Origin of the sequence: Actinomadura soli, assembly GCF_005889715.1 — a bacterium.
GTDB classification, from domain to species: domain Bacteria; phylum Actinomycetota; class Actinomycetes; order Streptosporangiales; family Streptosporangiaceae; genus Spirillospora; species Spirillospora soli.
This window is the reverse complement of sequence record NZ_VCKW01000029.1, coordinates 22845-49428: the sequence shown is the minus strand read 5'-3', so window position 1 is coordinate 49428 and position 26584 is coordinate 22845. Positions and strand designations below refer to the sequence as shown.

General features: G+C 71.6%; 25 protein-coding genes, 2 tRNA genes and 3 pseudogenes. 14 read left to right on the top strand and 16 right to left on the bottom strand.

The features are described 5' to 3' along the window. The first annotated feature begins 40 nt into the window (after window positions 1-40). The 3 genes and pseudogenes from ETD83_RS08295 (at window position 41) to ETD83_RS08285 (ending at window position 4232) form a co-directional block, all read left to right on the top strand. Window positions 41-2548: a DEAD/DEAH box helicase gene (locus ETD83_RS08295; RefSeq protein ID WP_138644474.1), complete on the top strand. Its 2508-nt coding sequence runs from the start codon at window positions 41-43 to the stop codon at window positions 2546-2548. 34 nt (window positions 2549-2582) lie between these two features. Next, a complete protein-coding gene (locus ETD83_RS08290; protein WP_138644478.1) occupies window positions 2583-3386 on the top strand; it encodes a carbon-nitrogen hydrolase family protein in 804 nt (267 codons plus the stop codon). A 49-nt stretch (window positions 3387-3435) separates the two neighbouring features. Continuing rightward, window positions 3436-4232 (top strand): annotated as a pseudogene (locus ETD83_RS08285) (LLM class flavin-dependent oxidoreductase). A 45-nt stretch (window positions 4233-4277) separates the two neighbouring features. Here ETD83_RS08285 and ETD83_RS08280 read toward each other — a convergent pair. The 6 genes and pseudogenes from ETD83_RS08280 to ETD83_RS08260 form a co-directional block, all read right to left on the bottom strand. After that, window positions 4278-5657, bottom strand: a complete 1380-nt coding sequence (locus tag ETD83_RS08280; protein ID WP_138644473.1) for an FAD-binding oxidoreductase — start codon at window positions 5655-5657, stop codon at window positions 4278-4280. 28 nt (window positions 5658-5685) lie between these two features. Then, window positions 5686-6003 carry a Clp protease N-terminal domain-containing protein gene (locus ETD83_RS46280; RefSeq protein ID WP_456236745.1) on the bottom strand — a complete coding sequence of 106 codons (318 nt, stop codon included), beginning with the start codon at window positions 6001-6003 and terminating at the stop codon, window positions 5686-5688. A gap of 96 nt (window positions 6004-6099) precedes the next feature. Continuing rightward, a pseudogene (locus ETD83_RS46275) lies at window positions 6100-6231 on the bottom strand (Clp protease N-terminal domain-containing protein); the annotation flags it as partial. A gap of 4 nt (window positions 6232-6235) precedes the next feature. Next, window positions 6236-6469 (bottom strand): RNA polymerase subunit sigma-70, encoded by a 234-nt coding sequence (locus tag ETD83_RS08270; protein WP_138644471.1) that lies wholly within the window; start codon window positions 6467-6469, stop codon window positions 6236-6238. A gap of 60 nt (window positions 6470-6529) precedes the next feature. Beyond that, window positions 6530-7543, bottom strand: a complete 1014-nt coding sequence (locus ETD83_RS08265; RefSeq protein WP_138644470.1) for a hemolysin family protein — start codon at window positions 7541-7543, stop codon at window positions 6530-6532. Further along, window positions 7540-8889 carry a hemolysin family protein gene (locus tag ETD83_RS08260; protein ID WP_138644469.1) on the bottom strand — a complete coding sequence of 450 codons (1350 nt, stop codon included), beginning with the start codon at window positions 8887-8889 and terminating at the stop codon, window positions 7540-7542. The genes ETD83_RS08265 and ETD83_RS08260 overlap by 4 nt, the downstream gene beginning before the upstream one ends. 165 nt (window positions 8890-9054) lie before the next feature. On the opposite strand from ETD83_RS08260, the gene ETD83_RS08255 reads away from it, so the two are divergent. After that, complete coding sequence (locus tag ETD83_RS08255; RefSeq protein ID WP_138644468.1) at window positions 9055-10014, top strand: MBL fold metallo-hydrolase; 960 nt, start codon at window positions 9055-9057, stop codon at window positions 10012-10014. 191 nt (window positions 10015-10205) lie between these two features. Then, window positions 10206-11210, top strand: coding sequence for a hypothetical protein (locus tag ETD83_RS08250; RefSeq protein WP_138644467.1), 1005 nt, complete (start codon window positions 10206-10208; stop codon window positions 11208-11210). A 183-nt stretch (window positions 11211-11393) separates the two neighbouring features. Here the strand turns inward: ETD83_RS08250 and ETD83_RS08245 are convergent, their stop codons facing one another. Next, window positions 11394-11723, bottom strand: coding sequence for a histone-like nucleoid-structuring protein Lsr2 (locus tag ETD83_RS08245; RefSeq protein WP_132169897.1), 330 nt, complete (start codon window positions 11721-11723; stop codon window positions 11394-11396). Between the two features lie 17 nt (window positions 11724-11740). Further along, on the bottom strand, window positions 11741-12097 hold the full coding sequence (locus ETD83_RS08240; protein ID WP_138644466.1) for a histone-like nucleoid-structuring protein Lsr2: 357 nt from the start codon (window positions 12095-12097) through the stop codon (window positions 11741-11743). A gap of 214 nt (window positions 12098-12311) precedes the next feature. Here ETD83_RS08240 and ETD83_RS08235 point away from each other — a divergent pair. Beyond that, window positions 12312-13124: pseudogene (locus ETD83_RS08235) on the top strand (catalase); the annotation flags it as partial. Window positions 13125-13227: 103 nt separating this feature from the next. Here ETD83_RS08235 and ETD83_RS08230 read toward each other — a convergent pair. The 3 genes from ETD83_RS08230 to ETD83_RS08220 all read right to left on the bottom strand — a co-directional run bounded on the left by ETD83_RS08230 (window position 13228) and on the right by ETD83_RS08220 (window position 15541). Beyond that, window positions 13228-13614, bottom strand: coding sequence for a nuclear transport factor 2 family protein (locus ETD83_RS08230; RefSeq protein WP_138644465.1), 387 nt, complete (start codon window positions 13612-13614; stop codon window positions 13228-13230). A 104-nt stretch (window positions 13615-13718) separates the two neighbouring features. Continuing rightward, the gene (locus ETD83_RS08225) at window positions 13719-14906 is read right to left on the bottom strand and encodes a zinc-dependent alcohol dehydrogenase (RefSeq protein ID WP_138644464.1); all 1188 of its coding nucleotides are present in this window, start codon (window positions 14904-14906) and stop codon (window positions 13719-13721) included. 68 nt (window positions 14907-14974) lie between these two features. Continuing rightward, window positions 14975-15541: a YbhB/YbcL family Raf kinase inhibitor-like protein gene (locus tag ETD83_RS08220; protein ID WP_230420764.1), complete on the bottom strand. Its 567-nt coding sequence runs from the start codon at window positions 15539-15541 to the stop codon at window positions 14975-14977. Window positions 15542-15654: 113 nt separating this feature from the next. On the opposite strand from ETD83_RS08220, the gene ctaD reads away from it, so the two are divergent. Further along, window positions 15655-17340 (top strand): aa3-type cytochrome oxidase subunit I, encoded by a 1686-nt coding sequence (ctaD, locus tag ETD83_RS08215; protein ID WP_138644463.1) that lies wholly within the window; start codon window positions 15655-15657, stop codon window positions 17338-17340. A gap of 3 nt (window positions 17341-17343) precedes the next feature. Here ctaD and qcrB read toward each other — a convergent pair whose 3' ends face one another. The 4 genes from qcrB to ETD83_RS08195 all read right to left on the bottom strand — a co-directional run bounded on the left by qcrB (window position 17344) and on the right by ETD83_RS08195 (window position 21587). After that, window positions 17344-18972, bottom strand: a complete 1629-nt coding sequence (gene qcrB, locus ETD83_RS08210; protein WP_138644462.1) for a cytochrome bc1 complex cytochrome b subunit — start codon at window positions 18970-18972, stop codon at window positions 17344-17346. A 121-nt stretch (window positions 18973-19093) separates the two neighbouring features. Next, entirely contained in the window at window positions 19094-20182 is a 1089-nt protein-coding gene (locus ETD83_RS08205; protein WP_138644461.1) for a PrsW family intramembrane metalloprotease, read from the bottom strand. Further along, a complete protein-coding gene (locus ETD83_RS08200) occupies window positions 20179-20763 on the bottom strand; it encodes a hypothetical protein (RefSeq protein WP_138644460.1) in 585 nt (194 codons plus the stop codon). Before ETD83_RS08200 ends, ETD83_RS08205 begins: the two co-directional genes overlap by 4 nt. 113 nt (window positions 20764-20876) lie before the next feature. Then, complete coding sequence (locus tag ETD83_RS08195; RefSeq protein ID WP_138644459.1) at window positions 20877-21587, bottom strand: 2OG-Fe(II) oxygenase; 711 nt, start codon at window positions 21585-21587, stop codon at window positions 20877-20879. 62 nt (window positions 21588-21649) lie between these two features. Between ETD83_RS08195 and ETD83_RS08190 the strand changes: the two genes are divergently transcribed. From ETD83_RS08190 to ETD83_RS08165, 7 genes are all read left to right on the top strand, one after another. Beyond that, entirely contained in the window at window positions 21650-22447 is a 798-nt protein-coding gene (locus tag ETD83_RS08190) for a putative protein N(5)-glutamine methyltransferase (RefSeq protein WP_138644458.1), read from the top strand. A gap of 54 nt (window positions 22448-22501) precedes the next feature. After that, a complete protein-coding gene (locus ETD83_RS42300; protein WP_171064081.1) occupies window positions 22502-22672 on the top strand; it encodes a hypothetical protein in 171 nt (56 codons plus the stop codon). Window positions 22673-22985: 313 nt separating this feature from the next. Further along, window positions 22986-23056, top strand: a tRNA-Gly gene (locus ETD83_RS08185). A 122-nt stretch (window positions 23057-23178) separates the two neighbouring features. Next, window positions 23179-23252: transfer RNA gene (locus ETD83_RS08180), tRNA-Val, on the top strand. Window positions 23253-23438: 186 nt separating this feature from the next. Next, complete coding sequence (locus ETD83_RS08175) at window positions 23439-24605, top strand: acyl-CoA dehydrogenase family protein (protein ID WP_138644457.1); 1167 nt, start codon at window positions 23439-23441, stop codon at window positions 24603-24605. A gap of 259 nt (window positions 24606-24864) precedes the next feature. Further along, a complete protein-coding gene (locus ETD83_RS08170; protein WP_138644456.1) occupies window positions 24865-25053 on the top strand; it encodes a hypothetical protein in 189 nt (62 codons plus the stop codon). 384 nt (window positions 25054-25437) lie between these two features. Beyond that, window positions 25438-26292 (top strand): hypothetical protein, encoded by an 855-nt coding sequence (locus ETD83_RS08165; protein ID WP_138644455.1) that lies wholly within the window; start codon window positions 25438-25440, stop codon window positions 26290-26292. A gap of 28 nt (window positions 26293-26320) precedes the next feature. On the opposite strand, the gene ETD83_RS08160 is transcribed toward ETD83_RS08165, so the two are convergent. Further along, window positions 26321-26560, bottom strand: coding sequence for a hypothetical protein (locus ETD83_RS08160; protein WP_138644454.1), 240 nt, complete (start codon window positions 26558-26560; stop codon window positions 26321-26323). Window positions 26561-26584 lie beyond the last annotated feature (24 nt).

Below are 26584 nucleotides of genomic sequence, written 5' to 3'. Positions count from 1 at the left end.
GGTGACGCGGGCAGGGCGCGGGACGCGGCAGGATGGAGGGGTGAGCCTTATCGATGAGCTGCCCTCTGGAAACGACACCGACGCCGATTCGCTGTTCGAGGCGTTCGAACGGTGGGTGTCGGGGCGCGGGATCACGCTGTATCCCGCGCAGGAGGAGGCGCTCATCGAGGTCGTGTCGGGCGCGAACGTGATCCTTTCGACCCCGACCGGGTCGGGGAAGAGCCTGGTGGCGGCCGGGGCGCTGTTCGCGGGGCTCGGCAAAGACCAGGTCGGGTTCTACACCGCGCCTATCAAGGCGCTGGTGTCGGAGAAGTTCTTCGACCTGGGCGAGATGTTCGGGCGCGACAACGTCGGCATGATGACCGGCGACGCCAGCGTGAACGCGGACGCGCCCATTGTCTGTTGCACGGCGGAGGTCCTGGCCAACATCGCGCTGCGAGACGGCGCCCAGGCGGACATCGGTGTCGTGGTCATGGACGAGTTCCACTTCTACGCCGAGCCCGAGCGCGGATGGGCGTGGCAGATCCCGCTGCTGGAGCTGCCGCAGGCACAGTTCCTGCTGATGTCGGCGACGCTCGGCGACGTCGCGTTCTTCCAGAAGGACCTGACCCGGCGGACGGGGCGCCCGACCGCCCTGGTGACGTCGGCGGACCGGCCCGTCCCGCTGATCTACGACTACCGGGTGACGCCGCTGCACGAGACGATCGAGGAGTTGCTGGCCGAGCAGAAGGCGCCGGTGTATCTGGTGCATTTCACGCAGGCGGCGGCGATCGAGCGGGCGCAGTCGCTGATGAGCGTCAACGTGTGCACGAAGGCGGAGAAGGCGCGGATCGCGGAGCTGATCGGGAACTTCCGGTTCACGACGAAGTTCGGGCGGAACCTGTCGCGGTTCGTCCGGCACGGGATCGGGGTGCATCACGCGGGGATGCTGCCCAAGTACCGGCGGCTGGTGGAGCGCCTCGCGCAGGCCGGGCTGCTGAAGGTCATCTGCGGGACGGACACGCTCGGCGTGGGCGTCAACGTGCCGATCAGGACCGTGGTGTTCACCGCGCTCAGCAAGTACGACGGGCACCGGGTGCGGCGGCTGCGCGCGAGGGAGTTCCACCAGATCGCGGGGAGGGCCGGGCGCGCCGGGTTCGACACGGTCGGGTTCGTCGTCGCGCAGGCGCCAGAGCACGTGGTGGAGAACGAGAAGGCACTCGCCAAGGCCGGTGACGACCCGAAGAAGCGGCGGAAGGTGCAGCGCAAGAAGCCGCCCGAGGGGTTCGTCGGGTGGGACGAGGACGTCTTCAAGAAGCTGCAGGAGGCCGAGCCGGAGATGCTCCGGTCCCGGTTCCAGGTCAGCCACGCGATGCTGCTGTCGGTGATCGCGCGTCCGGGCAACGCGTTCCAGGCGATGAAGCGGCTGCTGACCGACAACCACGAGGAGCCCGCGGCGCGCCGGCGGCACATCTCGCGGGCCATCGCGATCTACCGGTCGCTGCTCGCCGGGGGTGTCGTCGAGGTGCTGCCAGAGCCCGACGACATGGGACGGTACGCGCGGATCACCGTCGACCTGCAGGAGGACTTCGCGCTCAACCAGGCGCTGTCGACGTTCGCGCTGGCCGCGTTCGAGATTCTGGACCCGTCCTCGCCGTCGTACGCGCTGGACGTCCTGTCGGTCATCGAGGCGACCCTGGAGGACCCGCGGCAGATCCTCGCGGCGCAGGTCAACAAGGCGAAGGGCGAGGCCGTCCAGGAGATGAAGGCGGAGGGCATCGAGTACGAGGAGCGGATGGAGCTGCTCCAGGACGTCGACCATCCGAAACCGCTGGAGGACGAGCTCGACGCCGCGTACGAGATCTACCGGGCCGGGCATCCGTGGGTCGGCGACCATCCGCTGCGGCCCAAGGCGGTGGTCCGCGACATGTACGAGCGGGCGATGACGTTCACCGAGTACATCGGGTTCTACGAGCTGGCGCGGGGCGAGGGGCTCGTCCTGCGGTACCTGTCGGGGGCGTACAAGGCGCTGCAGCAGACCGTCCCGGAGTCGATCAAGACCGATGACCTGATCGACCTGATCGAGTGGCTGGGGGAGCTGGTGCGGCAGGTCGACTCCAGCCTGCTGGACGAGTGGGAGCAGCTCGCGAACCCCGCCGCCGACGACCTGGACGAGCCGATCGAGGAGCGCGTCACCAAGGTGACCGCGAACACGCGGGCGTTCCGGGTGCTGGTCCGCAACGCGCTGTTCCGCCGGGTGGAGCTGGCCGCGCTGGAGCGGTACGCGGAGCTGGGCGAGCTCGACCCGGACTTCGGCGCCGCCGCCTGGCGGGACGCGATGGACGGCTACTTCGCCGAGCATGACGAGCTGTTCACCGGCGCCGACGCGCGGGGCCCGAAGCTGCTGCAGATCGAGGAGGTCCCCGAGGACGCGCTGTGGCGCGTCCGGCAGGTGTTCGACGACCCCGAGGGCCACCACGACTGGGGCATCAGCGCCGACGTGGACCTGGCGGGCTCCGACCAGGAGGGCGAGGCCGTCGTCCGCGTGACCGGCGTCGACCGGATGTGACACGGAAACCCAAGCAACGCAGGAGGGGATGAGCATGGTGCACGTCGCGGTGGCGCAGTTCGCGCCCGGCGTCGACAAGGACGAGAACCTGGCGGCGATCCGCAAGCTGGCGGACGAGGCGGCCGGCCGCGGCGCGGACGTCGTCGTGTTCCCCGAGTTCGCCATGTTCACGGCGCCGAAACTGGACGAGCGGTTCCTCGACTCGGCCGAGCCGCTCGACGGCCCGTTCGCCACCGGTCTCGCCGAGCTGGCCGGACGGCTCGGCGTGCACGTCGTCGCGGGCATGAACGAGCGCCTGGACGAGCCGGCCCGGATCTCCAACACGCTCCTCGCGGTCAGTCCCGGCGGCGACGTCGTGGCCGAATACCGCAAGATGCACCTGTACGACGCGTTCGGCTACAAGGAGTCGGCGCTGGTCCGGCCCGGCGAGATCGGGGACCCGGAGACGTTCGCCGTCGAGGGCGTGACGTTCGGCATGCAGACCTGCTACGACGTCCGGTTCCCCGAGGTGACGCGGCGGATCGTGGACGCGGGCGCCGACGTGCTCGCGCTGCCCGCCGACTGGGTGCCCGGCCCGCTGAAGGAGGACCACTGGCGGACGCTCGTCCGGGCCCGCGCGATCGAGAACACCATCTACGTGGCCGCCGCCGGGCAGTGCGCCCCGACCGGCGCCGGGAACAGCATGATCGTGGATCCGATGGGCGTGGTCACGGCCGGGCTCGGGGAGGGGACCGGTGTCGCGTCCGCGGAGGTGTCGGCGGAGCGGGTCGCGGCCGTCCGGGAGAAGAACCCGGCGCTCAGCCTGCGCCGTTTCACGGTCTCCTTGACAAATGAGTGAGCCCTCACTCGAATGGTGCCCGACGTAGCGACGGCACGGGAGGCGTGGGATGGCGGCCAGGCAGTTCCGGTTCGCGGTGATGGGATGGTCGGCGCCGGACGGCGCGGGCTGGGCGGCGCAGGCGCGGCGGGTGGAGCAGCTCGGGTACTCGACGCTGCTGATGCCCGACACGTCCTTCACGGCCGTGCCCGCGGTGATGCTCGCCGCGGCGGCGGGCGCGACGACGACGCTGCGGGTCGGCACGTTCGTGCTGTCCGCCGCGACCCGGCCGCCGAACGCGATCGCCTGGGAGGCGGCGTCGCTGGCGTTCGCCACCGGCGACCGGTTCGAACTCGGGATCGGCGCCGGACGCCCCGGCGGGGAGCGGGACGCCGAGATCCTCGGCGTGCCGCACGGGTCGCCCGCCCGCCGGAGGGGCTGTACGCGGGGAGCGGCCGGCCGCCCCGCGTGCTCGTCGCCGGGTCCCGGCCGCGGATGCTGCGGCTCGCCGCGCGGCGGGCGGACACCGTCGCCTTCGGCGTTCCGCCGCTGACCGGCGACGCGCAGCTCGCGGAGCTGGTCGCGATCGTCCGGGAGGCGGCGGGGGAGCGGTTCGACGACCTGGAACTGTGCGCGCAGGTCCATGTCGTCGGCGACGAGGTGCCGGAGGCGCTGGCCCGCCAGATGGGCGTGGACCCGGCCGAGATGGCGGCGGCGGACGCGATCGCGAAGCTGTCGGGGACGCCGCGGGCCATGGCCGACACGCTCACCCGGCGGCGCGACGAGCTGGGCGTGTCGTACGTGTCGGTCCCGGCGGAGTACATGGAGGAGTTCGCGTCCGTCGTGGAACTGCTCGCCGGACGCTGACCCCCGGGCCGGCTCCCCGGACGCCGCCACCTGGCCCTCAGGGTGTCAGGGGGTGCCGATGACCTTTCCGGGGTTGAAGATGCCCGCCGGGTCGAGCGCGTCCTTGACCGCGTGGTGCAGGGCGATGACGGCCGGGGACACCTCGTCGCGCAGGCCGCGGCGCTTGAGCAGCCCGATGCCGTGCTCGCCGGAGACGGTGCCGCCCAGCGCGATGGCGTCGGCGATGATCTCGTCGAACGCGCGCTGGGCGCGGACGCGGGCTCCGTCGTCGCCGGGCGGGGTGACGATGAGCGGGTGCAGGTTCCCGTCGCCCGCGTGCGCGACGTTCGCGATGTGGACGTCGTTGCGCGCGGCGGTCGCCTCGACGCGGGTGAGCATCTCCGGGAGGAGGCCGCGCGGGACGCACACGTCCTCCGTCAGGAGGGTGCCGAGGCGTTCGAGCGCCTGGTGGCTGAGCTTGCGGGCGGAGAAGAGCGCCTCGGCCTCCGCCTCGTCGGACGAGCGGGCGCTCCACGTCGCGCCCGCCTCCTCGAACAGCCGGACCATCGCGGCGGCCTCCGCGTCCCCGGCCTCGCCCGGCACGTCGGTGCGGCCGAGGAGCAGGACGTTCGCGTCCGCCGACAGGCCCATGTTCCGCCACGCGTCGACGGCCTCCAGCACGTGCCGGTCGACCAGCTCCAGCGCGCTCGGGACGATCCCGGCCGCGGTGATCGCGCCGACCGCCTCGCCCGCCGCCTGCAGGGTGTCGAAGTACCCGACGACGGTGCGCTCGGGGGCCCGGGCGCCGCGCAGCCGGACGGTCACCTCGGTGATCACGCCGAGCGTCCCCTCGGAGCCGACCATGAGCCCGCACAGGTCGTATCCGGCGACGCCCTTGGCGGTGCGGCGGCCGAGCCGGACGACCTCGCCGCGTCCGACGACCGCCTCCACGGCCAGGACGTAGTCGCGGGTCACGCCGTACTTGACGCAGCACAGGCCGCCGGCGTTGGTGGCGACGTTCCCGCCGATCGTCGACCACGGCGCGCTGGACGGGTCGGGCGGGTACCAGAGGCCGCGCTCGGCGCACGCCTGCCGCAGCGCGTCGTTCACCACGCCCGGCTGGACGACGGCGAGCCGCTCCTCGGCGTTGATCTCGACGATGGCGTCCATCGCCTCCAGGGACAGCAGCACGCACCCGTCGAGGGCGTTCGCGCCGCCGGACACGCCGGTGCCCGCGCCGCGCGGCACGAGCGGGACGCCGCGCTCGGCGCAGGCCGCCACGACGTCGCGCACGTCGCCGGTCGATCCGGCGCGGACGAGGGCGGCGGGCGTCCCGTAGGGCGCCCAGGCCGCCTCGTCGTGCGTGTAGGAGGAGATCACGTCCGGGTCGGTGACGATCCGGTCGGCGGGGACGGTGCCGCGCAGCGCTTCCAGCAGGTCCGACATGTCTCTAAATAATCACACCTGCTGCCGATCAGGCCGCCAGGGACGCGGTGAGCCGCTCGACATGGGCGCGCAGCGCCGGAAGATCCACCCCCGCCTCGGTGGCGAGCCGCACCGACAGGAACTCGTCGTCGTGCAGGAGGGCGAGCAGGATGTGGCCCTGGCGGATCTGCTTCTGCTTGAGCCGGACCGCGTGCCGCAGGCTCAGCTCCAGGGCCTTCTTGGCCTTCGGGGTGAAGGGGATGTGCCCTCTGGGGCCCCGGCCTTCGCGGGCGGGGACGTCCAGGGCGCCCGGCCCGAAGGTCCGCTCGGTCGCCTCCCGGACGGCGTCCAGGTCGATGCCGAGCATGCTCAGCGCCTGGGGGTCGAGCGGGTCCTCGCTCATGGCGGCGATCCGGGCCCGGACGCCGGGCGCGTCCAGCCCGTGCTCGCCCGCCGCCCGCGCGATCTCGCCGCCGCCGTTCAGCAGGGAGAGCAGGAGGTGCTCGGTGCCGATGTGGTGGTGCCGCAGGTCCCGCGCCTCCGCCTGGGCGTCGACGACGACCCTTCGGGCGGCATCGGTGAAACGCTCGAACATCGCGCTAGTCCTCCTTCCTGAGAATGCGGCGCTTGCCGCCGTGCTTCTTGTGGACGGCCTGCCGGCTCACGCCGAGGCAGACCGCGATGTCCTGCCAGGAATAGCCCTGGTCGCGGGCGCTGGCGACCTGCAGGGCCTCCAGCCGCTCGGCCAGCTCGCGCAGCGCCCGCACGGCCCGCAGCCCGACCGCGGGATCCCGGCTGCTCGCCTCCTGGGCGAGTTTCACTCCGTCGCTCATGGTGTCAATGTAGGTTGACGCTCGTGATGATGTCAACCCACATTGACACTTTCGCCGGGATCAGCGGACGGCGAGGAGCGTCGTCAGGAGGTCGTCGAGGTTGATCAGCCCGGTCACGCGGCCGTCGGGCGCCACGGCGAGGCCGAGATGGCTGTGGCGGCCCTTCAGGAGGGCGACCGCCTCGCCGACCGGCGTGCCGATCGGCACCGTGGGCACCGGATGCGCCATCTCCCGGGCCGGGGTCCCGCTGCCCCGCGCGCGGGCCAGGTAGGCGTCGCGGACGTGCACCATCAGCGGCTCGCTCCCCGCGTCCCGCAGCATGATCCGGAGATGGCCGGTGCGGGCGGCGGTGTCGATGACCTCCTGCGGCGTCGCCGCGGCCGGCACCGACACGATGCGGGAGACGGGCACGACGAGCCCGGCCAGCGGGGTGCGCGGCGCGTCCAGCGCGGCGGTGAGCAGGGACAGCTCGCTCTCCTCGATCAGCCCGAGGCGCCGCGAGTCCTGCGCGATGCTGCGCAGCTGCTCCGGCGTCCGGGACACCTCCCGCGCGTCGGCCGGCTCGATGCGGATCATGCGCAGCAGCAGGTTCGTCGTGCTGTTCAGCGCGGCCAGCAGCGGCCGGACGACGGTCGCGAACGCGCGGAACGGCAGCCCCAGAATCATCGCGGAGCGCTCCGGGGCGGTGATCGCCCACGACTTCGGCGCCATCTCCCCGACGACCATGTGCAGGAACGTGACGAGCGCCAGGGCCAGGACGAACGCGACCGCGTGCGCGGCCCCGTCCGGCAGGCCCGCGGCGTGGATCGGCGGCGTGAGCGTCTTGGCGAACACCGGCTCGGAGACCAGGCCGAGGCCGAGCGAGCACATCGTGATGCCGAGCTGCGCCCCGGCCAGCGTCAGCGACAGCTCGTCGATCCCGGCGACCGCGGCCGCCGCGGCCCGGCCGCCCCGCGCGGCGGCCCGCTCCAGCCGGGGCCGCCGCGCCGCCACCAGCGCGAACTCGGCGGCGACGAAAAAGCCGTTGCCGATCAGCAGCGCGAGGGTGACGGGCGCGCCCAGCGCGAGGTTCACCGGACCTCCCCCCCGCCGGTCTCCCCGGCGTCGACCACGGCGCGGACGCGGATCAGCTCAGGCACGTGCCGGTGGACGGTCAGCACCTCGACGAACGCGGTCCGGGCGGGTTCGTCCAGCCGGGTCGGCGGCAGGTGGACGGTGACGACGTCGCCGGGGCGCGCGACCCGTCCGAGCCGCTTCAGCAGCAGGCCCGCGACGGTCTCGTAGTCGCCCTCGGGCAGCGCGATGCCGGTCTCGTGGGCGACCTCGTCCATCCGCAGGCCGGCGTCGGTCGTCCACCACTCGCCGGTCCGGATCGCGAGGTCCTCGCCGGGCTCGTTCTCGTCGGCGATCTCCCCGACCAGCTCCTCGGCGACGTCCTCCCAGGTCACCAGGCCGGCGAAGCCGCCGTACTCGTCCATCACGCAGGCCATCGGGGCACCGGCGGCGCGCAGCCGGGTCAGCACGTCCGGCAGCGGCAGCGAGGACGGCAGCAGCAGCGGCGACCTGGCGATGTCGCGGACGGCGGTGCGCTCCGCCTCGTCCGGGCCGAGCAGGATCAGCTCCTCCAGGCCGACGACGCCGACGAGGTCGTCGACGCTCTCGCCCACGACGGGATAGCGGGAGTGCCCGGTCGCGGAGATCACGTCGCTCAGCTCGGCGGCGCGCGCGGTGGCCGGGACGGTCACCACGTCCACGCGGGGGACCATGACCTCCTCGGCGTCGCGCTCGGAGAACACGAGCGCCCGCTCCAGCAGGTCGGCGTGCCCCGCCTGCAGCTTCTCGCCGGACTCGCCGATGATGTGCCCGAGCTCCTGCAGCGTCGCGCCATGGTGCAGCTCCTCCACCGGCTCGATCCCGGCCGCCCGGACGAGCCGGTTCGCGGCCGTGTCGAACAGCCTGATCAGCGGGCCCGCCACCGTCAGGTAGACGAGCGTGGACGCGGCCAGCGCCCGCGCCAGCGGCTCCGCCCTGACCAGCGCCAGGTTCTTCGGGAACAGCTCGCCCAGGATCATCTGGATCACGGTGGCGAGGCCGAACCCCAGCGCCACCGCGACCCCGCCGGACGCCGCGTCCGGCACCCCGCCCGCCCGCAGCGCCGGGTCGATCAGGTCGGCCAGCGCGGGCTTGGCGATGAACCCGACCACGAGCGCGGTGACGGTGATGCCGAGCTGCGCGCCGGACAGCATGAACGATAGCCGTCCCATGACCCGCACCGCCCGCGCGGACGCCCGGTCGCCGTCCGCGGCCCGCTGGTCGAGCAGCGCCCGGTCCGCGGTGACGAACGCGAACTCCTGCGCCACGAAGTAGCCGGTCGCGGCCGTCAGCACGAGGACGGCCAGCAGCCCGAGCGCGGCGTACACCCGGTTCTCCCTCCGTCGCGCGGGTCGTGCAAGATCCCCTTACCCGCCCGGCGGGCTTCTCCCCACCGGTCGTTTGCACGGTTATCAACCGCCCTGTGTGGAATGAACCCGTGGGAAGCATGGGGGACGAGCAGAGGCCGCGGCCACGAGTTCGAGGGGGCGCACATGCCCAGACCGTTCGCGTCGTCCGCAGATCTGGGCGACAAGACGCAGACGCTGGAGGTCCTGGCCGACGGCGTGTACGCGCTCACCGCCGAGGGCGACCCGAACGTCGGGGCCGTCGAGGGCGAGGACTTCCTCGTCTGCTTCGAGGCCCTCGCGACCCCGGCCGCGGCCCGCGACTGGCTCGCCGTCCTGCGTACGCACACCGACAAGCCGATCCGCTACCTGGTGCTGTCGCACTACCACGCCGTCCGGACCCTCGGCGCCAGCGCGTTCGGCGCGCCGGTGATCATCGCGCACGACCTGACCCGGGCGCTGATCGCCGAGCGCGGCAAGGAGGACTGGGAGTCGGAGTACGGCCGGATGCCCCGGCTGTTCAAGGACCCGGACGGCATCCCCGGCCTCACCTGGCCGAACGTGACGTTCTCCCGCACGCTCACCATCGACCTCGGCGGCGACCGCGGCGACCTCGACCTGGCGTACTGCGGGCGCGGCCACACCGAGGGCGACCTCGTGGCGTGGCTGCCCCGGCACCGGATCCTGTTCGCGGGCGACCTCGTCGAGACGCAGGCCGCGCTCTACACCGGCGACGCGTTCCACCGCGACTGGGCGTCGAGCACGCTCGACCACGTCGCCTCGTTTGGCGCCGAGACACTCGTCGGCGGGCGCGGCACCGTCGCGCACGGCCGGGACGCCGCCGACGCCGCCATCGGGCAGACCCGCGACTTCCTGGACACGATGATCCGCGAGACGGGCAAGGTCCGAGTGCGCGGCGGGACGCTCAAGGACGCGTTCGGCGCCGTCCACGAGGCGCTCGCGCCCGCCTACGGCCGCTGGCCGATCTTCGAGCACTGCCTTCCGTTCGACGTCGCCCGCCTCTGGGACGAGCTGGAGGGCGTCGAACGCCCCCGCATCTGGACCGCCGACCGTGACCGCGACGTCTGGGCCCGGCTGCAGGACTGACCGGGCAAGCACGGTCTGACGCCCGCGTCAAGGACCGATGTCCGGATCTCGTGACAATCTGGAGAGAGCCGACCCCGCGTGAAAGGGTCGGAAACAGCCTCCGGCACCCGTCACGCGTGGGGGAGAGCCCCCGCACCCGCCGGTTCGCTTCGCTCGACACACAGGTTTCCCTGACGCGGTGGGGAGTGCCGATGAAAGAGGAAAGCCGCCCCCGTCCGGTGTTCGACCCCGAGATCTCCGGCGACGACCGCGCCGTCCTCGCCGCCGCCCCCGAGCTGCTGGTCGCGGCCTGCGCGCCGCGCCCGCCGCGCCCCCGGCTCCGCGCCACGACCGTCGCGGCCCGGCTGGTCTGGATCCCGGTGTTCGCGTTCTTCTACGGCGTCCTGCCCGGGGGCTGGCTCCGGGTGTTCTTCCTCGCCTCGCTCGACGGGGACGAGCTCGTCGGCGGCGCGATGCGCTGGGGGCGGCTCCCCATCGCCGCGATGATGCTCACCCCGGCCCTGCAGGTCCTCCTGCTGCTGCTCGGCCAGACCGATGCCGCGGCCGTCCTCGCGGCGGCGAGCTTCACCGGGTGGGTCGCCGGCGCGCTGCGGCACGTCCGCGAGCCGGCCGCGGCCCGCGCCGCCCGCGAGCACCACGGCTCGTATCTGCTGCCGGGCGACTTCGACCGGCCCGCCGCCCGGCTCCTCGTCCGTGCCCAGCGGGCCATCGACGCCGTCCTCGGGTCGCAGGCGCACGGCGCCGGGCTGCTGGACGACGTCAACAACGCGGTCGTCCTGCCGCGGCAGGAATGGGCGATCGCGGGCGCGCTCGCCGAGCACACGCGGCTGCGCCGGGAGCGGCGCGCCCAGCAGCCCGAGCGGCTCTCCCCGCGGGTCCGGGCCATGCTCGAACCGCAGGACCGCGCCCTGGCGTTGTCGGTCCGCTCGGTCACCCGGCGCATCGAGGCGCTTGAGGCGTACGCGCGGCGGGCGGGCGAGGCCGACGACGCCTACCACGAGTCGCGGGTGCTGCGGGAGCTGCCCGAGCAGAACGCCCGCTACCGGGACCTGCTCGCGAGCACCGTCGGGGACGAGATGGCGGGCGCGGAGATCCGCGGCATGGCCGAGGACGCGCACCGCGCGGAACGGGCGCTCCGGGAGCGGGTCACGAGCGCCCTGCGCGCCGGGCACGAGCTGAGGCTCCCCGCCGAGTAAGGGGCGCGGTCGCCTATTGTGTTCTCCCGCACTATTCCGGCGAATGCGGACCATAAAAGATGATTTGCCCGTTGCGTGGGCACGGGTTTGCCCACCGCGCACGCAAGGGCCGGGGTGATGGGATATCCCACCGCCCCGGCCCCTCGTGCGCGCCGGAACACCGCCGGCGACGCGGCCGCCGTGCTAGTGCGCGGCCTCGTACTGCTCGATCACATTGGCGGGGATACGCCCCCGCTCATTGACCTTGATGCCGCGGCTCTTCGCCCACTCGCGAATCTCGGCGGAGCGTTCGCGGCTGCCCGCGGTCCGCGCCGCGCGGCCGCCGCGACCGGCGGGCTTGCGCGCCTTGCGGGCGCCGGCCACGAACGGCTCCAGGCCGTTGCGCAGCTTGCTGGCGTTCTTCTTGCTCAGGTCGATCTCGTATGCGGTGCCATCGATGGAAAAGCTGACGGTCTCGTCAGCCTCGCCGCCGTCGATGTCATCCACGAGAAGGACTTCGACCTTCTGTGCCATGCGGGGACTCCCTCTTGCTATGCGTCCGGCCTCGCGTCCGGATGTGCGTCGATGAATGCAGCATAGACCTCATCCGATATCTTGCCACGTTCAGAGACTTCGATGTTACTTCGCAATGCCCACGCGCGGACATCGCCGTTCGTGTAGCCCTTGATCTTCGCGGTGCGGGACTTGCGGCCCTTCCCGGCGGGCTTCACCTCGGCGGCGTTCTCGATGAAGGGCGCGAGCACCTCCAGCATCTCGTTCAGCCGCTTGAAGTTGTCGTCGCTCAAGTCGATCGTGAACGTCCGGCCCAGGACTTCGAAGTCCCGCTTTGCGACATCGGCTCCTTCGGAGCCGTCGATGTCGTCCACCCGAATGACCTTCTCGGCCATGTGTACTCAGTGTTCCTTCCCCTCGCCCGTGCGGCGCCCCCGACCGTAGCGGATCACGGCGCCGGCCATGGCGCCGGGACGCGCCGGACGAGGTGGAACGGCAGGAAGGCCGGACGCGCGTGTCGCGACGGCGCGCCCCGTCCAAGTTCGGGTCAAAGGGTGCATGTCCGGTTGATCGGGGGGTAGCGGACATCTCCCGTGGGCCAATTCCGTCATGAAGGAGCCGAAACATGGCCAACCCGCCGACCGGGAGGACCGGAAGCGGGAGCGGCCGGAACGCCGCCGGGTGAGCCCGGAAGACGCGAGTCTCACCACGGATCAGGGAATGAGGGCCGACGGCACCGACAACTCGCTGTCGGCGGGCGAACGCGGCCCGTCCTGATGGACGACTTCCACGTCCGTGAGAAAATCACCCATTTCGACCACGAGCGGATCCCGGAACGGGCCGTGCACGCGCGCGGCGCGGGCGCCCACGGCCATTTCCGGCGGCACGAGTCGCCCGCCGCCTACACGACCGCTGAATTCCTGTGCGACACGTCGCTCACGACGCCGGTTTTCGTGCGGCTCTCGACGGTCGCGGGATCGCGCGGTTCGGCCGGCACCGTCCGGGACGTCCGCGGCTTCGCGACGAAGTTCTCCACGCGGCAGGGCGACTTCGACCTCGCCGGGAACAACATGCCCGTTTTCTTCATCCAGGACCGGCCCAAAGTTCCCCGACTTCGTACGCGGGAAGCCCGAGCCGCTGAACGAGATCCCGCAGGCGTCGTCCGCGCACGGCACCCTCTGGGACTTCGTCCAACTGCAGCACGAGACCATGCACATGGTGATGTGGCTGTTGTCGGAGCGGGCGCTTCCGCGCAGTTTCGCGATGACGCGGGGATTCAGCGTCCACATGTTCCGGCTCGTCAACACCGAGGGCGGTCCGGCGTTCGTGAAGTTCCACTGGAAGCCGCGGCTCGCCACCCACTCGATCGCATGGGACGAGCCCCAGAAGATCGCCGGCAAGGACCCGGAAAGAGTTCGGCGTGCGGCTCGTCCCGGCCGCCGAACCACGGGCGCGGTTCGCCCGTGCGCCACGTCGCCCGTGGCCGCCTGACGCCCGGCGGCGGGGGGAGGAGGCCAGAGGGCCGTCAGGCCAGGCCCAGCTCGCGCTTGACGGCCTCGAACTCGACCGCCATCGCGTCCGACAGCGCGAGGGCGCCCGACAGGGGCCGGACCATGACGCAGAACTCGTCGATCAGCCCGTCGTCGTCGTGGTGCAGGAAGTCGCAGCCGTGGAGCTCGCGGTCGCCGACCCGCGCCTTGAAGATCAGCGCGTGGTCGCGGCCGCCGCCGATCTCCCGGACGTAGCGGAAGTCGGTGAGCACCCGCGTCACCGCGCGCAGGATCGCCGAGACCGCCGCCCGTCCCTGGTAGGGCGCGTACGCGACCGGGCTGAGGAACGTGACGTCCTCGGCCAGCAGTGCCGGGAGGGCGGCGAGGTCGCCCTTCTCGATGGCCGCGCGGAACGGGTGCATCGGGCCCACCTCCATGCTCGCCCGGGGAGTCGCGGGCAAGCCTAGAGGCAGCGGGCCCGGTTCGCGATCATCACCGGTGGCGCGGCTCGGGCCGGTGGCGCGGGTCAGGCGGCGGGCTGCAGCAGCACCTTGATCGCCCCGTCCTGCTTCTTCTGGAAGATCTCGTAGGCCAGCGGCGCCTTGTCCAGCGGCCAGCGGTGCGTCGCGAGGTCCATCACGCCGAGCGGGTCGGAGTCGCCCGAGACCAGCGGCAGCAGGTCGCCGATCCACCGCTTGACGTGCGCCTGGCCCATGCGGAGCCCGATGCCCTTGTCGAACATCCGCATCATCGGCAGCGGGTCGGTCATGCCGCCGTAGACGCCGATGACGGAGATCGTCCCGCCGCGCCGGACGATCTCGATCGCGGCCGTCAGCGCCGCCAGCCGGTCGACGCCGACCCGCGCCATCAGCGGCGCGGCGGAGCCGCCCGGCAGCAGCCCGGCGAGCGTCTGCGCGAACTTGGCGCCGGGCGAGCCGTGCGCCTCCATCCCGACCGCCTCGATCACCGAGTCGGTGCCGCGGCCGCCGGTGATCTGCCGGACCGCGTCCGGGACGTCGTCCGCGTCGTCGGCGTCGATCACCTCGACGCCGTGCCGCCGCGCCATCTCCAGCCGTTCCGGGACGAAGTCGATCGCGATCACCCGGTGGCCGCGATGGCGGGCGATCCGCGACGCCATCTGCCCGATCGGCCCGAGACCGAGCACCGCGACCGTCCCGCCGTCCGGGACGTCGGCCCACTCGACGGCCTGCCAGGCGGTCGGCAGCACGTCGGACAGGTACACGAACCGCTCGTCCGGCGGGCCCTCCGGGACCTTGATCGGCCCGAAGTGGGCCTGCGGGACGCGGAGGTACTCGGCCTGACCGCCGGGCACCTGCCCGTACAGCTTGGTGTAGCCGAACAGCGCGGCGCCCATGCCCTCCTCGCGGACCTGGGTCGTCTCGCACTGGGCGTACAGCCGCATGCCGCACATGTGGCAGCGGCCGCACGAGATGTTGAACGGGATGACCACGCGGTCGCCGGGCTTGACATGGGTGACCTCGGGACCGGTCTCCTCGACGATCCCCATCGGCTCGTGGCCGAGGATGTCGCCCGCGCTCAGGAACGGCCCGAGCACCTCGTACAGGTGCAGATCCGACCCGCAGATCCCGGACGAGGTCACCCTGATGATCGCGTCGTCGGGCTCCTTGAGCTCCGGGTCGGGCACCTCCTCGACGCGGACGTCGCGCTTGCCGTGCCAGGTGACAGCCTTCATCGTGTCCTCCAAGAGCCTGGGTCCCCGCCTGTGAGCGGCCCTACCCGGCGGTCCGGTGCAAAACGTCGTCAGCGGGCGTAGGTGCCCATGAGGGTCGCGGAGGCGAGGACGTCGTCCTTCAGGGACGCGCGCAGGTCGTCCGCCGAGAACCCGGAGGTCAGGCCGGACGGCCCGCGCAGCGCGTACAGGGTGAAGACGTAGCGGTGGGGCGGGTCGCCGGGCGGCGGGTGCGGCCCGCCGTAGCCGTTGTCGCCGTAGTCGTTGCGGCCGCGGGCGATGCGCGGACGCTCCTCGCCCGCCGCGAGCCCGCCGCGCTCGGGCGGGATGCCGCCGAGCATCCAGTGGACGAACGTGCCGCCGGGCGCGTCCGGGTCCACGCACGTCAGGACGAGCTCCAGGCACGCGGCCGGGACGCCCGACCAGCGCAGCTCGGGGGAGAGGTCGCCCGATTCGTGCGAGTACTCCGGCGGGATCGGACCGTTGTCGGCGAATGCTGGGCTCCGCAGCGAGATCTCCTCCATGGTGCCGTCGTGCCCGATGACGGCGCGACGATGCCGGGTTCCGCTGGTCGACGCCCGGATTCGGCCGGACGACCCGGTGGCCGCGGCGGCGTTTGAAACGGGGCTGCGGGGCATGTCGCCGGTGGACCTGGACGCGGAGGAGGCACGATGACCGGAGCGGAGCGAGGATCACCGTGCCTCCTCCGGCCCAGGGGACTGGGAGGCGCCCCCCAGCAGGGCAGGGCCGGATGACGGCCGTGCGGGGCAGCGACGACACCAGCGTCGCCGACGCGCTCGCGCGGCACCGCAAGGGCACGAGGATCAGCCACGTCCTGGCGACGACCGACCACAAGATGGTCGGCTACCTGTACCTGACGACCTCGTTCGCGATGTTCCTGATCGCCGGGCTGATGGCGATGCTGATGCGGGCCGAGCTGATGGAGCCCGGCCGGCAGGTGATGGCCAACCAGCAGTACAACGAGCTGTTCACCATCCACGGCACGATCATGATGCTGCTGTTCGCGACGCCGCTGTTCCTCGGGTTCGCGAACGTGGTCGTCCCGCTGCAGATCGGCGCGCCGGACGTCGCGTTCCCGCGGCTGAACGCGCTCACCTACTACCTGTTCCTGTTCGGCTCGCTGATCGTCCTCGCCGGGTTCCTGATGCCGGGCGGCGCGGCGGCCTTCGGCTGGTTCGCCTACGCGCCGCTGACGTCCGAGACGTTCTCGCCCGGCCGGGGCGGCGACCTGTGGATCATGGGGCTGATCATCTCCGGGGTGGGCACGACGCTGACCGCGGTCAACCTGATCACCACGATCATCGGGATGCGCGCCCCCGGCATGGTGATGTTCCGGATGCCGATCTTCTGCTGGAACACGCTGCTGACCGGCCTGATGGTGATCATCGCGTTCCCGGTGCTGGCCGCGGCGCTGTTCGCGCTGGAGGCCGACCGCAGGCTCGGCGCGCACATCTACGACGGCGCGCACGGCGGCGGGCTGCTGTGGCAGCACCTGTTCTGGTTCTTCGGCCATCCCGAGGTCTACATCGTGGCGCTGCCGTTCTTCGGCATCATCACCGAGATCATCCCGGTGTTCGCGCGCAAGCCGCTGTTCGGCTACCTCGGCATGGTCGGCGCCACCATCGCGATCACCGGGCTGTCCATGACGGTGTGGGCGCACCACATGTTCGCGACCGGCCAGGTCCTGCTGCCGTTCTTCTCGATCACCTCGTTCATGATCGCCGTCCCGACCGGCATCAAGTTCTTCAACTGGGTCGGGACGCTGTGGAAGGGGCACCTGACCTTCGAGGCGCCGATGCTGTTCGCGCTGGGGTTCCTGACGACGTTCCTGTTCGGCGGGCTGACCGGCGTGATCCTGGCGTCCCCGGCGCTGGACTTCCACCTCACCGACTCGTTCTTCGTCATCGGGCACCTGCACTACGTCCTGTTCGGCACGGTCGTGTTCGCCATGTTCGGCGGGTTCTACTTCTGGTGGCCGAAGATGACCGGCCGGATGCTGGACGAGACCTGGGGCAAGATCCATTTCTGGTCGCTGTTCGTGGGGTTCCACACGACGTTCCTCGTCCAGCACTGGCTCGGCGCGGAGGGCATGCCGCGCCGCTACGCCGACTACCCCGACCGGTTCGCCACGCTGAACCTCATCTCGTCGGCCGGGTCGTTCGTCCTCGGGGCGTCGACGTTCGCGTTCCTGTGGAACGTGCTGCGCACCTGGCGGCGGGGCGAGAAGGTCGGCGTGGACGACCCGTGGGGCACCGGCGGCTCGCTGGAATGGGCGACGTCCTGCCCGCCGCCGCGGCACAACTTCACGTCGATGCCGCGGATCCGCTCGATCCGTCCCGCGTTCGACATGCGCTTCCCGCCGAAAGAGCCTCCCCAGGAGGCCGAGGCCGCCCTGCCCGCCCCCAAGGGCACCTGAGACCTACTCGCCGCCGTCCTGGTGCTGCCCGTCGTGGCGCAGGTCGCCCTGGCCGCCGCCGTGCGACTCGCTCTGGTAGTTGAGGTAGAAGCGGTTGGCGCGCGTCCGCACCTGCGTGCGGGCGCGGTCCGGGGTCGGCAGCGGGATGAGGTGGTGCGGGTAGGGCGCGACGAGCTCGCCCGGCTGCCGGGCCCGCAGGACGGCCTCCCGCTCCTCCGACGGCCGCTCGTGCCGCTCGTGGAAGCCGCCGTCGGGGCTCAGCCTGATCAGGCCGCTCTCCACGCCCTCCACGCGCTGCTGGAGGTCGCGGCGCTGCAGGCTCAGGCAGACGCGCCGGGTGACGGTGAACGCCAGGAGCGGCGCGGCGAAGAAGCCCACGCGGAAGAACCACGTCGTCCAGAACAGCGGGATGCCGAACATGTACGCGAGGACGTCGTTGCCGCCCGCCGCCCACAGGTTGCCGTACCAGGCGATGACCGCCGCGCCGATCGCGGTCCGCGTCGCGGCGTTGCGGGGCCGGTCGAGGAGGTGGTGAAGGCGTTCGTCTCCCGTCGCCCAGCGCTCCACGAACGGGTACATCGCGATGAGCGTGAGGAACACCCCGGGCAGGACGACAGCGGGCAGCAGCACGTTCCACGAGACCGTGTGCCCGAACAGGGTCGTCGACAGCGGCGGCATGATGCGCAGGGCGCCTTCGAGGAAGCCGACGTACCAGTCGGGCTGCGAGCCGACCGAGACCTGGTCCGGCTCGTACGGCCCGTACAGCCAGATCGGGTTGACCTGTGCGAACGCCGCCATCCCGGCCAGCACGCCGAACGTGTAGAGGAAGTACGCGGCGCTCTGCACGGCGAAGTTCGGGAACGTCGGCTCGCCGGTCACCGCCCGCTCCCGCCGTCCCCGGCCCGGCCAGATCGTGTGCGTCTGATGCCAGAGGATCATCAGGTGCGCGGTGATGAGCGCGAGCAGCAGCCCCGGGATGAGCAGGATGTGGAGGGTGAACAGCCGCGGCAGGAACGTCTCGCTCGCCGGGAACTCGCCGCCGAAGAACCACAGGCTCAGATACGTCCCGGCGAGCGGGATCGACAGCACGATGCCCTGCATGATCCGCAGGCCCGTCCCGGACAGCAGGTCGTCCGGGAGCGAGTAGCCGGCGAACCCCTCGGCCAGCGCCAGCGCGAACAGCGTCACGCCGATCAGCCAGTTGACCTCGCGGGGCTTGCGGAACGCGCCGGTGAAGAAGATCCGCATCAGATGGACGCTGATCGCCGCGAGGAAGACGATCGCGCCCCAGTGGTGGATCTGCCGCATCAGCAGCCCGCCCCGCACGTCGAACGTGATGTGCAGCGTGGACGCGTACGCCTCGCTCATCGTGAGCCCGTTCAGCGGCGCGTACGAGCCGTCGTAGACGACCGTGGCGCCGCTCGGCTTGAAGAACAGCGTCAGGTACACGCCGGTGATCAGCAGGACGATGAACGAGTACAGCGCGATCTCGCCCAGCAGGAAGGTCCAGTGCTTCGGGAACGCCTTGCGGAGGTTGCGGTGCATGAACTCCGTGGAGCCGAGCCGGTCGTTGACGCCCCGCGCGAGCCTTCCGAGTCTCTCGGCCTTCGCGCCGCCCTTCCGACCCGCCATCGAGCTTCTCCCCTGGCCGAGCACCGGTTCGCAGGGCGGGTACCCGGGGCCGGATAGGGCAAACGCGGCCCCGGGCAGGGCAAACGCGGGCCTCGGGCAGGGCGGACGCGGCGGCCGGGCGTCAGGCCACGCGCCGGGGCGAGGGGCACGAGTTGAGGTGATGGCGCATGTCGTGGACGTCGGTGCGCAGCCGCACGGTGGACCGCGGGTCCCGCTCCAGGCCGCCGAGACCGTCCTCGATCAGGCTCAGCTGCGCGGCCCTGAGCCGGGCGAGCAGCCGGCGCGGCTCGCCGGTCGGCACGTCCCACCGCTCCTTCCGGCGCCACTTGCGGTGGATGAGCACATGTCCCTCGCCCGGCACGAGGACGCCGCGCACCGTCTCGGCGTGGACCGTCCGCCGGAAGTGCGACAGGTAACGGCGCCGCGCCAGCCGGTACGCGACGATCGCCGCGAGCAGGATCGGCGCGCCCTTCACCGGCAGCAGCACCACCCCCTGCAGGACGGGCGCGTCCCACCACGAGTGCAGCGCCATCGCGAGGACGAACGCGGCGGCGGCCATGGTCGCGCTTCCCCGGGACACCCGGCCGAACAGGCAGCCGAGTCCCGCCCCGCCGATCGCCGTCATCGCCCAGTGGCTCCACCACGCGCCGCCGATGACCCGGCTGCCGAACGAGAACAGCGCCGCGTTCACGTCCTGCGTCGCCCCGGTCAGCACGATCGTGTTCAGCACGTAGAGGAAGTTCTCGGAGATCTGGAAGCCGAGCCCGACGAGGGCGCCGTAGCCCCAGCCGTCCAGCGGGCCGCGGATCGCGGACGGCGCCATCAGCGCCAGCGTCACCACGCCGAGCAGCTTCAGGATCTCCTCGTCCACCGGCGCGGCGATCGCCGCGCCCCACGCGGAGTTGAAATCCGGCCCGGCCGCCTTCCCGATGACCGCGTGGAAGGCCGCGTTCGCGGGTAACGCCAGCCCGAACGCGGCCAGCCCGCCCCACGCCACCGCGATCAGCGCGTACCCGAGCCGGTGCGACCGGACGGGATGCAGCCGCCGCAGCCCCCAGACGCCGGCGGCCAGCGCCGGTGCGAGGAGCGCGCCGCCCACCACGGCGCCGACCGGGAACGCACGGACCGCGGCGTCCATCCCGCGCAGGGCGATCCACGCCCCGCCCGCGCACACCGCGGCCCAGAGCCAGAACGCCGGCCTGCGGATCACGGGCCCGTCTCCGACGTCCAGGGCGCCGCGATCGTGAGCGTCCGCACCATCGCCTGGACCTGCGGGGCGAGGCTCCGGAACGCGAGCGGGGGACCGGCCGCCGTCACCGTCGCCCCGAGCGTGTCCGTGGCGAAGACCGCCGCCGTGCCCGCCCGGTCCCGCCCGGTGATCGTCCCGGTGAGCCCGGTCATCCCGTGGGCCGTCACGATCGGGACGGGCCGCGCCCCGAGCCGCGTACGCCCGCCCAGCGCGACGATGCGGCCTAAGCCGTCCCAGAGCTCGCGCGCGTCGAACGGGGCCAGCGGGACGGCGACGTTCAGGTTGACCACGACGTCTTCGCTGGTCAGCTCGGCGTTGCCGGTGAGCGAGGTCTCGGCCTCGTCAAGGGCCCACCCGCCGTGCGGGATGGTCAGCGTGATCGGCCGGACGCCGTCGCGCTCCGTCCCGACCGACACGACCGTCCCCGGCGCGAGCGGCCTGCCGCCGTTCCCGAGCGCCTTGTCCAGCAGGGGCAGGCCCGCCCAGAGGACCAGCAGCGTGAGCGCCACGAGACCCGTCCCCCACCACTTCACCCGCGTCACACAGCCCCCCTGATGACCCGTGCAGCGGGGATGCCCCTTGACAATGCGCCTAAACAAGGTCAGGGCGGGCAGGTCACCAGCGCGCGGTCACCGGGCGTGCGGGCCGTCTCGGCTCAGGTCGCGTCGTGGAACACCAGGCCCAGGGAGTGGCGGCGCCCTGACCGGACGACGCTGACCCCGTGCCGCATCGGTGCCGCCGACCACCCGCGCTTCGTCCGCACCGGACGGTCCCGCGTGGTGAAGACCAGGCCGTGACCGCGGGGGAGCAGCGTCGCCGTGCCCCGCGATTGCGCGCGGGCCCGCTGCTCGACCATCAGGAACTCCCCGCCGGTGTAGTCGACCCCCGGCTCGTCCAGGCCGATCACGACCTGGAGCGGGAACACCAGGTCGCCGTAGAGGTCGCGGTGCAGGGCGTTCCAGTCGTCTCGCCCGTATTTCAGGAGGATCGGCGTCGGCCTCGTCTGGCCTGCCGCGTGGCACATGTCCAGCCATTCGGCGAGGGTGTCCGGCCAGGGCGCGGGCCGTCCCAGCCGGGGCGCCCATTCCCGCGCGATCGGCAGCAGGCGCGGATACAGCGCCGCGCGCAATTCGCCGACCGGCTCCGGGAACGGCTCGGCGAAATACCGGTACTGCCCGGCGCCGAACCGGTACCGCTCCATGTCGATCGTCGAACGGAACCGTCCCACGTCGTCGTAAAGGGCGGAGACCTCTCCGCACTCCTCCTTGGTCAGAAGCGGGGGCGTCAGGGCGCTGCCGTAGGCGTCCATCTCATCGGCGAGCGCCGCCCAGTCGCCCTCCGCGACCCTGTCCGCGTAGATGCTCATGTCCTTTCAACACCGCCGGGGCAGGGGACGTTGCGGGGCCTCGGATACAGTTGCCGTCGCTCATGACCGGACCACACACCGAAACCGCCATCGTCGCCAGGCTCCGCGCCGCGGGCTGCGTCTTCGCCGAGGACGAGGCCCGGCTGATCCTCGCCACGGCCGCCACGCCGGACGACGCGTCCGCCATGGTGGAACGCCGCGCCGCCGGGCTGCCGCTCGAACACGTCCTCGGCTGGGCCGAGTTCTGCGGCCTCCGGATCGCCGTCGACCCCGGCGTCTTCGTGCCCCGCCGCCGCACCGAGTTCCTCGTCCGGCAGGCCGCCGCGCTCGCTCCGCCGCGTCCCGTCGTCGTCGACCTCTGCTGCGGCACCGGCGCGCTGGGCGCCGCCCTCGCCTCCGCCCTGCTCTCCGACGGCCGGGACGAGTTCACGCTGCACGCCGCCGACATCGAGCCCGCGGCGGTGCGCTGCGCCCGCCGCAACGTCGAGCCGTTCGGCGGGCACGTCCACGAGGGCGACCTCTTCGCCCCGCTCCCCGCCACGCTGCGCGGCCGGATCGACGTGCTGCTCGCCAACGTGCCCTACGTCCCGGCCGGCGAGCTGGCGATGATGCCGGCGGAGGCGCGGGAGCACGAGCCGCGCGTGGCGCTCGACGGCGGCGCGGACGGCCTCGACGTCCTGCGCCGCGTCACCGCCGAGGCGCCGGACTGGCTGTCGCCGGGCGGGCGCCTGCTGTTCGAGACGAGCGGACGGCAGGTCCCGGACGCCGTCGCGGCCGCCGACCGGGCCGGCCTCGCCGCGACCGTCGCCGAATCCACGGAATTCGCCGCCACCGTCATCGTCGCGGCAAAGTCCGTGTAAATCACCGAGTGCGGGTATAGGGCGCTATAGGACGACTTGAAGGAGTGAATTCCTATGCGCCGCATCAGTGCAGCGCTCAGCGCCATCGTCGGCACGGTCGTGGGCGTGCTCAGCGCCCTGGCGGGCGTGGTCATCAGCGTCGTGACGCTGCCGTTGAGGATCCTCCAGCGGCTGCTGACCCCGTCGCGCCGCCGCCCGGCCCGCACCCGCCGCAGGGCCTTCTGACACGGCGCTCTGCCGATCAACGACGGCCGCACCGGGGACCCACGAGCTGGGAGGCCCCCGGTGCGGTCCCGCGTGAAAAGCGATTGCCAATGTCGGAGCCCATGCCGCACCATATGGGTAACAAGCCGAACGGACGAGTAGAGAAGGGAGCCGCACGATGACCGGGATTGTCACCCAGTATCGGCGGCGGTCTTTCGGTGTTCGGCCGCAAGGCGGTTCCAGCGTCCCCGCGGACGCCTCTGGATAGATCTGAAAGCCCCTCCAGAGGCCGCCAGGGAGATCCTCCCAGGCGGCTTTTTCATGCCCAGCACACGTCGCACAAGTCGAATGGTGAGACACCTGGCTTCCACCCAGGCGAACCGGGTTCGATTCCCGGGTGCGGCTCTGGACTGGACCGGCGGGAGTAACGACCCCCGGCTGGTTCTCCCGTGCCCAGGCGGGCGGACGCCACCGCCCGCCGGCGGGCACCCATGCCGGAGTGGCGACGGCCAAGGCGCTCCGGGCGATGACCGGTAGCTCAGTCGGGTAGAGCGGCTGTCTCACACACAGCGGGTCGCAGGTTCGAGCCCTGTCCGGTCAACCGGCCACGGAAAAGGACGGTCCCGCCGACCCGGACGGGGGCCGGCGGGACCGTCCGCCTTCGCATGTGACGCGTGTCGCCCGGCCTCGCCTTGACTCCGCGCGGCCCTCTCGCTTACTTTGGCGTTCAAATATTGGCCGTCAAAGTAATGGCCCGTCGACGCTGCCGGGGACCCGCGGAGGACCGATGAACGACTTTCCCGCCTATGCGCCGTCCAAGGACCACGAGCTGCTGCGCAGCACCGTGCGCGAGCTGGCCGACGCCAAGATCGCCCCGTTCGCGGCGGAGGTCGACGAGGAGTCCCGGTTCCCCCAAGAGGCCCTCGACGCGCTGGTGGCCAACGACCTGCACGCGGTGCACGTCCCCGAGCAGTACGGGGGAGGTGGCGCGGACGCCCTGGCCACGGTGATCGTGATCGAGGAGGTCGCCCGCGCGTGCGCCTCGTCGTCGCTGATCCCGGCGGTGAACAAGCTGGGCACCGTCCCGATCCTGCTGTCCGGCTCCGAGGAGCTGAAGGCGAAGTACCTGGGCCCGGTGGCGCGCGACGGGGCGATGTTCTCCTACGCCCTGTCGGAGGCCGACGCCGGTTCGGACGCGGCCGGGATGAAGACCCGCGCGGTCCGCGACGGCGAGGCGTGGGTGCTGAACGGCACCAAGATGTGGATCACCAACGCGGGGGAGTCGGAGTACTACACGGTGATGGCCGTCACCGACCCGGCGCAGGGCGCCCGCGGCATCTCCGCGTTCGTCGTAGAGAAGGGCGACCCGGGCGTCTCCTTCGGTCCCAAGGAGCGCAAGCTGGGCATCAAGGGCTCCCCGACCCGCCAGGTGATCCTCGAGGACGTCCGCATCCCCGCCGACCGGATCATCGGCGCCGAGGGAAGCGGCTTCAAGACGGCGCTGGCCACCCTGGACCACACCCGCATCACCATCGCCGCCCAGGCCCTCGGCATCGCCCAGGGCGCCCTGGACTTCGCGCTCGGCTACGTCAAGGACCGCCGCCAGTTCGGCAAGCCCATCGCCGACTTCCAGGGCGTGCAGTTCATGCTGGCCGACATGGCGATGCGGCTCGAAGGGGCCCGCCAGCTCACCTACCACGCGGCGATCAAGTCCGAGCGGGCGATGCACGGCGAGAAGGTCGCCGACCTGACCTTCGTGTCCTCGGCGTGCAAGGCGCTGGCGTCCGACGTGGCGATGGACGTGACCACCGACGCCGTCCAGCTCCTCGGCGGCTACGGCTACACCCGCGAGTTCCCGGTGGAGCGCATGATGCGCGACGCCAAGATCACCCAGATCTACGAGGGCACCAACCAGATCCAGCGCGTGGTCATGGCCCGCCAGCTCCTGAAGTAGCCCGTCTGACAGAACCTGACGTGCTGAAACTCTTCGTCGACAGCGGCTCAAGATCGTTAGATGCAGCCGCTGCCCCGAGGGCTGGCCCTCCGCGGACGGCCGATCAGGAGACGGCCAACCCGCTTGCGCCGGTCGGCGAGCGTTCAGGACCGGCACCGGGGACGTCGACCAGAGGGCGGCCCGCTGGTCCGGGGTCGTCTCCCACAACGCTTGGAGCCGCTCGCGCATGAACGGGGAGACGTGGGCGTAGGTTCCGCCGATGCCGGGCATCGAGTGGCCGGACATGGGCGAGGACGCTGGGGTACCGAGCTCGTACGCGCTGGAAGTGCTCGTCTTCGACGACCGTGTGCGCGCACGCGTCGGAGAGATTTCCGTCGAGGCCGTGCGCGGAGACCTGCGCGAGTACGCGCTCACCGAGTTGGGTCACATATTGGGAGACACGCCCTAGCTGATTCGGTGGCGGGTGGGCTTTGAAGCTAGCGGTGGCCGTCCCTGCGGCGTCATCGAGGTTGATTTTCAAGGTGGCCGCACCTTCGGTACGGAAGTGCTCGAAGGTCACTGATTTTCGGTCGGATGGACGATCGCGCAGAATCCTTCCGAAGTTCCGATCACAATGCCGCGTAGATCGCAATCTTTGATCTTCACCGTCGTGGGAATTTCATCGGCCTTGAGCGTCGATGCCCTTGTGTTCAAAGGGGGCTCGCGCGGGGATACCGGATCGCTGCATGGCGCAATCCGGCCTCCGCCCGGCCTAGGCATCCGAACCGGCATGGCCGACGATAGGCGCACACGCCCGACCGCATTACCGCGGGGGAAGAATTCGGAGAGGACCATGACCGCAAACCGCCTGATTCGCCCGTTATCCATCACCGCAACGGCCTTCGCCTTAATAGTTATCACCACGGCGCAGGCCCAGGCGGTACCGAATCTGCAGAGGATCAGCGCCACCACAGTCAGCGATTCGTCGACGGCCAAGTCCGTCACGGCCGCCTGCCCGGCGGGCACCTCAGTGCTCGGCGGCGGTGGCGAGATCATCAACGGAGCTGGTGAGGTGGTGTTCACCGGCCTGCGGCCGACCTCGACGCTGAGCGGCTACAAGGTCGGCGCGCACGAGGACGAGACCGGCTACGGCGCCAACTGGCAGATCAGAGCCCACGCCATCTGCGGCTCGGCACCTGCCGGGGCGCAGCACGTCGCCAGCACCGGGCCCGGCTCGACAGGTGTGACCTACACCTCGGCATTCTGTCCAAGCGGCAAGCACATCATCGGCATGGGCGGCCAGGTCAACAACGGCCAGGGACAGGTGATGCTGCTCGGCAGCAACCCCTTCGACCCGGCCGAGGTCCTGACCCCGGCGGTGCCCGATGACACCGGCTACGCCGGCACCTGGACCATCACGTCCGTCGCGGTCTGCGCGAATCCGATCCAGGGCCGCACCCTGGTCTTCGGATCGTCGGCCAGCGACTCCACGACGCCCAAGTCGGCCACCGCCACCTGCCCGGCGGGCACTCGCGTGCACGCGGGCAGTTCCTCGATCGGAGGCTTTCCCGACACCAACTCGCTCATCCGCGAGCAGGTCGTCCCGAACACGGCGCTCACCAGCGTCACCGCGACCGGACGGGAAACCCCAGGCGCCGGTTCACCCGACCCCTGGAGCGTAACCGCCTACGCCATCTGTGCCCCCTGAGCGCCGTTCCCGACCTCTCGTGATCGGATCACCTGAGGCTGTCGTGGTCCTGCGACAGGTCGCACACCGGCCGACCACGGCGGGCCAGCTGATCAGCGAGACCGAACGGCGGCACGACGAACCGGCCCGGGTTCGCCGGCATCGCCACAATGCCAACATCAATCGCGCCGACCTGCGCATCGAGCTGAGCGGGCGGGAGGAGATCGCGGTGAGCATCCGCGGCGACCGGCCCGCCCGCCGGCCGCCCCGGCGGCGAGCACGTGATCATCTAGCTACCTACCTTACGGCTGGT

Coding starts and splice junctions, on each gene's coding strand:
- ETD83_RS08245 (WP_132169897.1), bottom strand. CDS start 11,723: ATGGCACAGAAGGTCGAAGTCCTTCTCGTGGATGACATCGACGGCGGC.
- ETD83_RS08160 (WP_138644454.1), bottom strand. CDS start 26,560: ATGATCACGTGCTCGCCGCCGGGGCGGCCGGCGGGCGGGCCGGTCGCC.
- ETD83_RS08255 (WP_138644468.1), top strand. CDS start 9,055: ATGCCCAGACCGTTCGCGTCGTCCGCAGATCTGGGCGACAAGACGCAG.
- qcrB (WP_138644462.1), bottom strand. CDS start 18,972: ATGGCGGGTCGGAAGGGCGGCGCGAAGGCCGAGAGACTCGGAAGGCTC.
- ETD83_RS08250 (WP_138644467.1), top strand. CDS start 10,206: ATGAAAGAGGAAAGCCGCCCCCGTCCGGTGTTCGACCCCGAGATCTCC.
- ETD83_RS42300 (WP_171064081.1), top strand. CDS start 22,502: ATGCGCCGCATCAGTGCAGCGCTCAGCGCCATCGTCGGCACGGTCGTG.
- ETD83_RS08175 (WP_138644457.1), top strand. CDS start 23,439: ATGAACGACTTTCCCGCCTATGCGCCGTCCAAGGACCACGAGCTGCTG.
- ETD83_RS08290 (WP_138644478.1), top strand. CDS start 2,583: ATGGTGCACGTCGCGGTGGCGCAGTTCGCGCCCGGCGTCGACAAGGAC.
- ETD83_RS08225 (WP_138644464.1), bottom strand. CDS start 14,906: ATGAAGGCTGTCACCTGGCACGGCAAGCGCGACGTCCGCGTCGAGGAG.
- ctaD (WP_138644463.1), top strand. CDS start 15,655: ATGACGGCCGTGCGGGGCAGCGACGACACCAGCGTCGCCGACGCGCTC.
- ETD83_RS08195 (WP_138644459.1), bottom strand. CDS start 21,587: ATGAGCATCTACGCGGACAGGGTCGCGGAGGGCGACTGGGCGGCGCTC.
- ETD83_RS08190 (WP_138644458.1), top strand. CDS start 21,650: ATGACCGGACCACACACCGAAACCGCCATCGTCGCCAGGCTCCGCGCC.
- ETD83_RS46280 (WP_456236745.1), bottom strand. CDS start 6,003: ATGCTCGGCATCGACCTGGACGCCGTCCGGGAGGCGACCGAGCGGACC.
- ETD83_RS08170 (WP_138644456.1), top strand. CDS start 24,865: ATGCCGGGCATCGAGTGGCCGGACATGGGCGAGGACGCTGGGGTACCG.
- ETD83_RS08220 (WP_230420764.1), bottom strand. CDS start 15,541: ATGCCCCGCAGCCCCGTTTCAAACGCCGCCGCGGCCACCGGGTCGTCC.
- ETD83_RS08280 (WP_138644473.1), bottom strand. CDS start 5,657: ATGTCGGACCTGCTGGAAGCGCTGCGCGGCACCGTCCCCGCCGACCGG.
- ETD83_RS08165 (WP_138644455.1), top strand. CDS start 25,438: ATGACCGCAAACCGCCTGATTCGCCCGTTATCCATCACCGCAACGGCC.
- ETD83_RS08240 (WP_138644466.1), bottom strand. CDS start 12,097: ATGGCCGAGAAGGTCATTCGGGTGGACGACATCGACGGCTCCGAAGGA.
- ETD83_RS08270 (WP_138644471.1), bottom strand. CDS start 6,469: ATGAGCGACGGAGTGAAACTCGCCCAGGAGGCGAGCAGCCGGGATCCC.
- ETD83_RS08230 (WP_138644465.1), bottom strand. CDS start 13,614: ATGCACCCGTTCCGCGCGGCCATCGAGAAGGGCGACCTCGCCGCCCTC.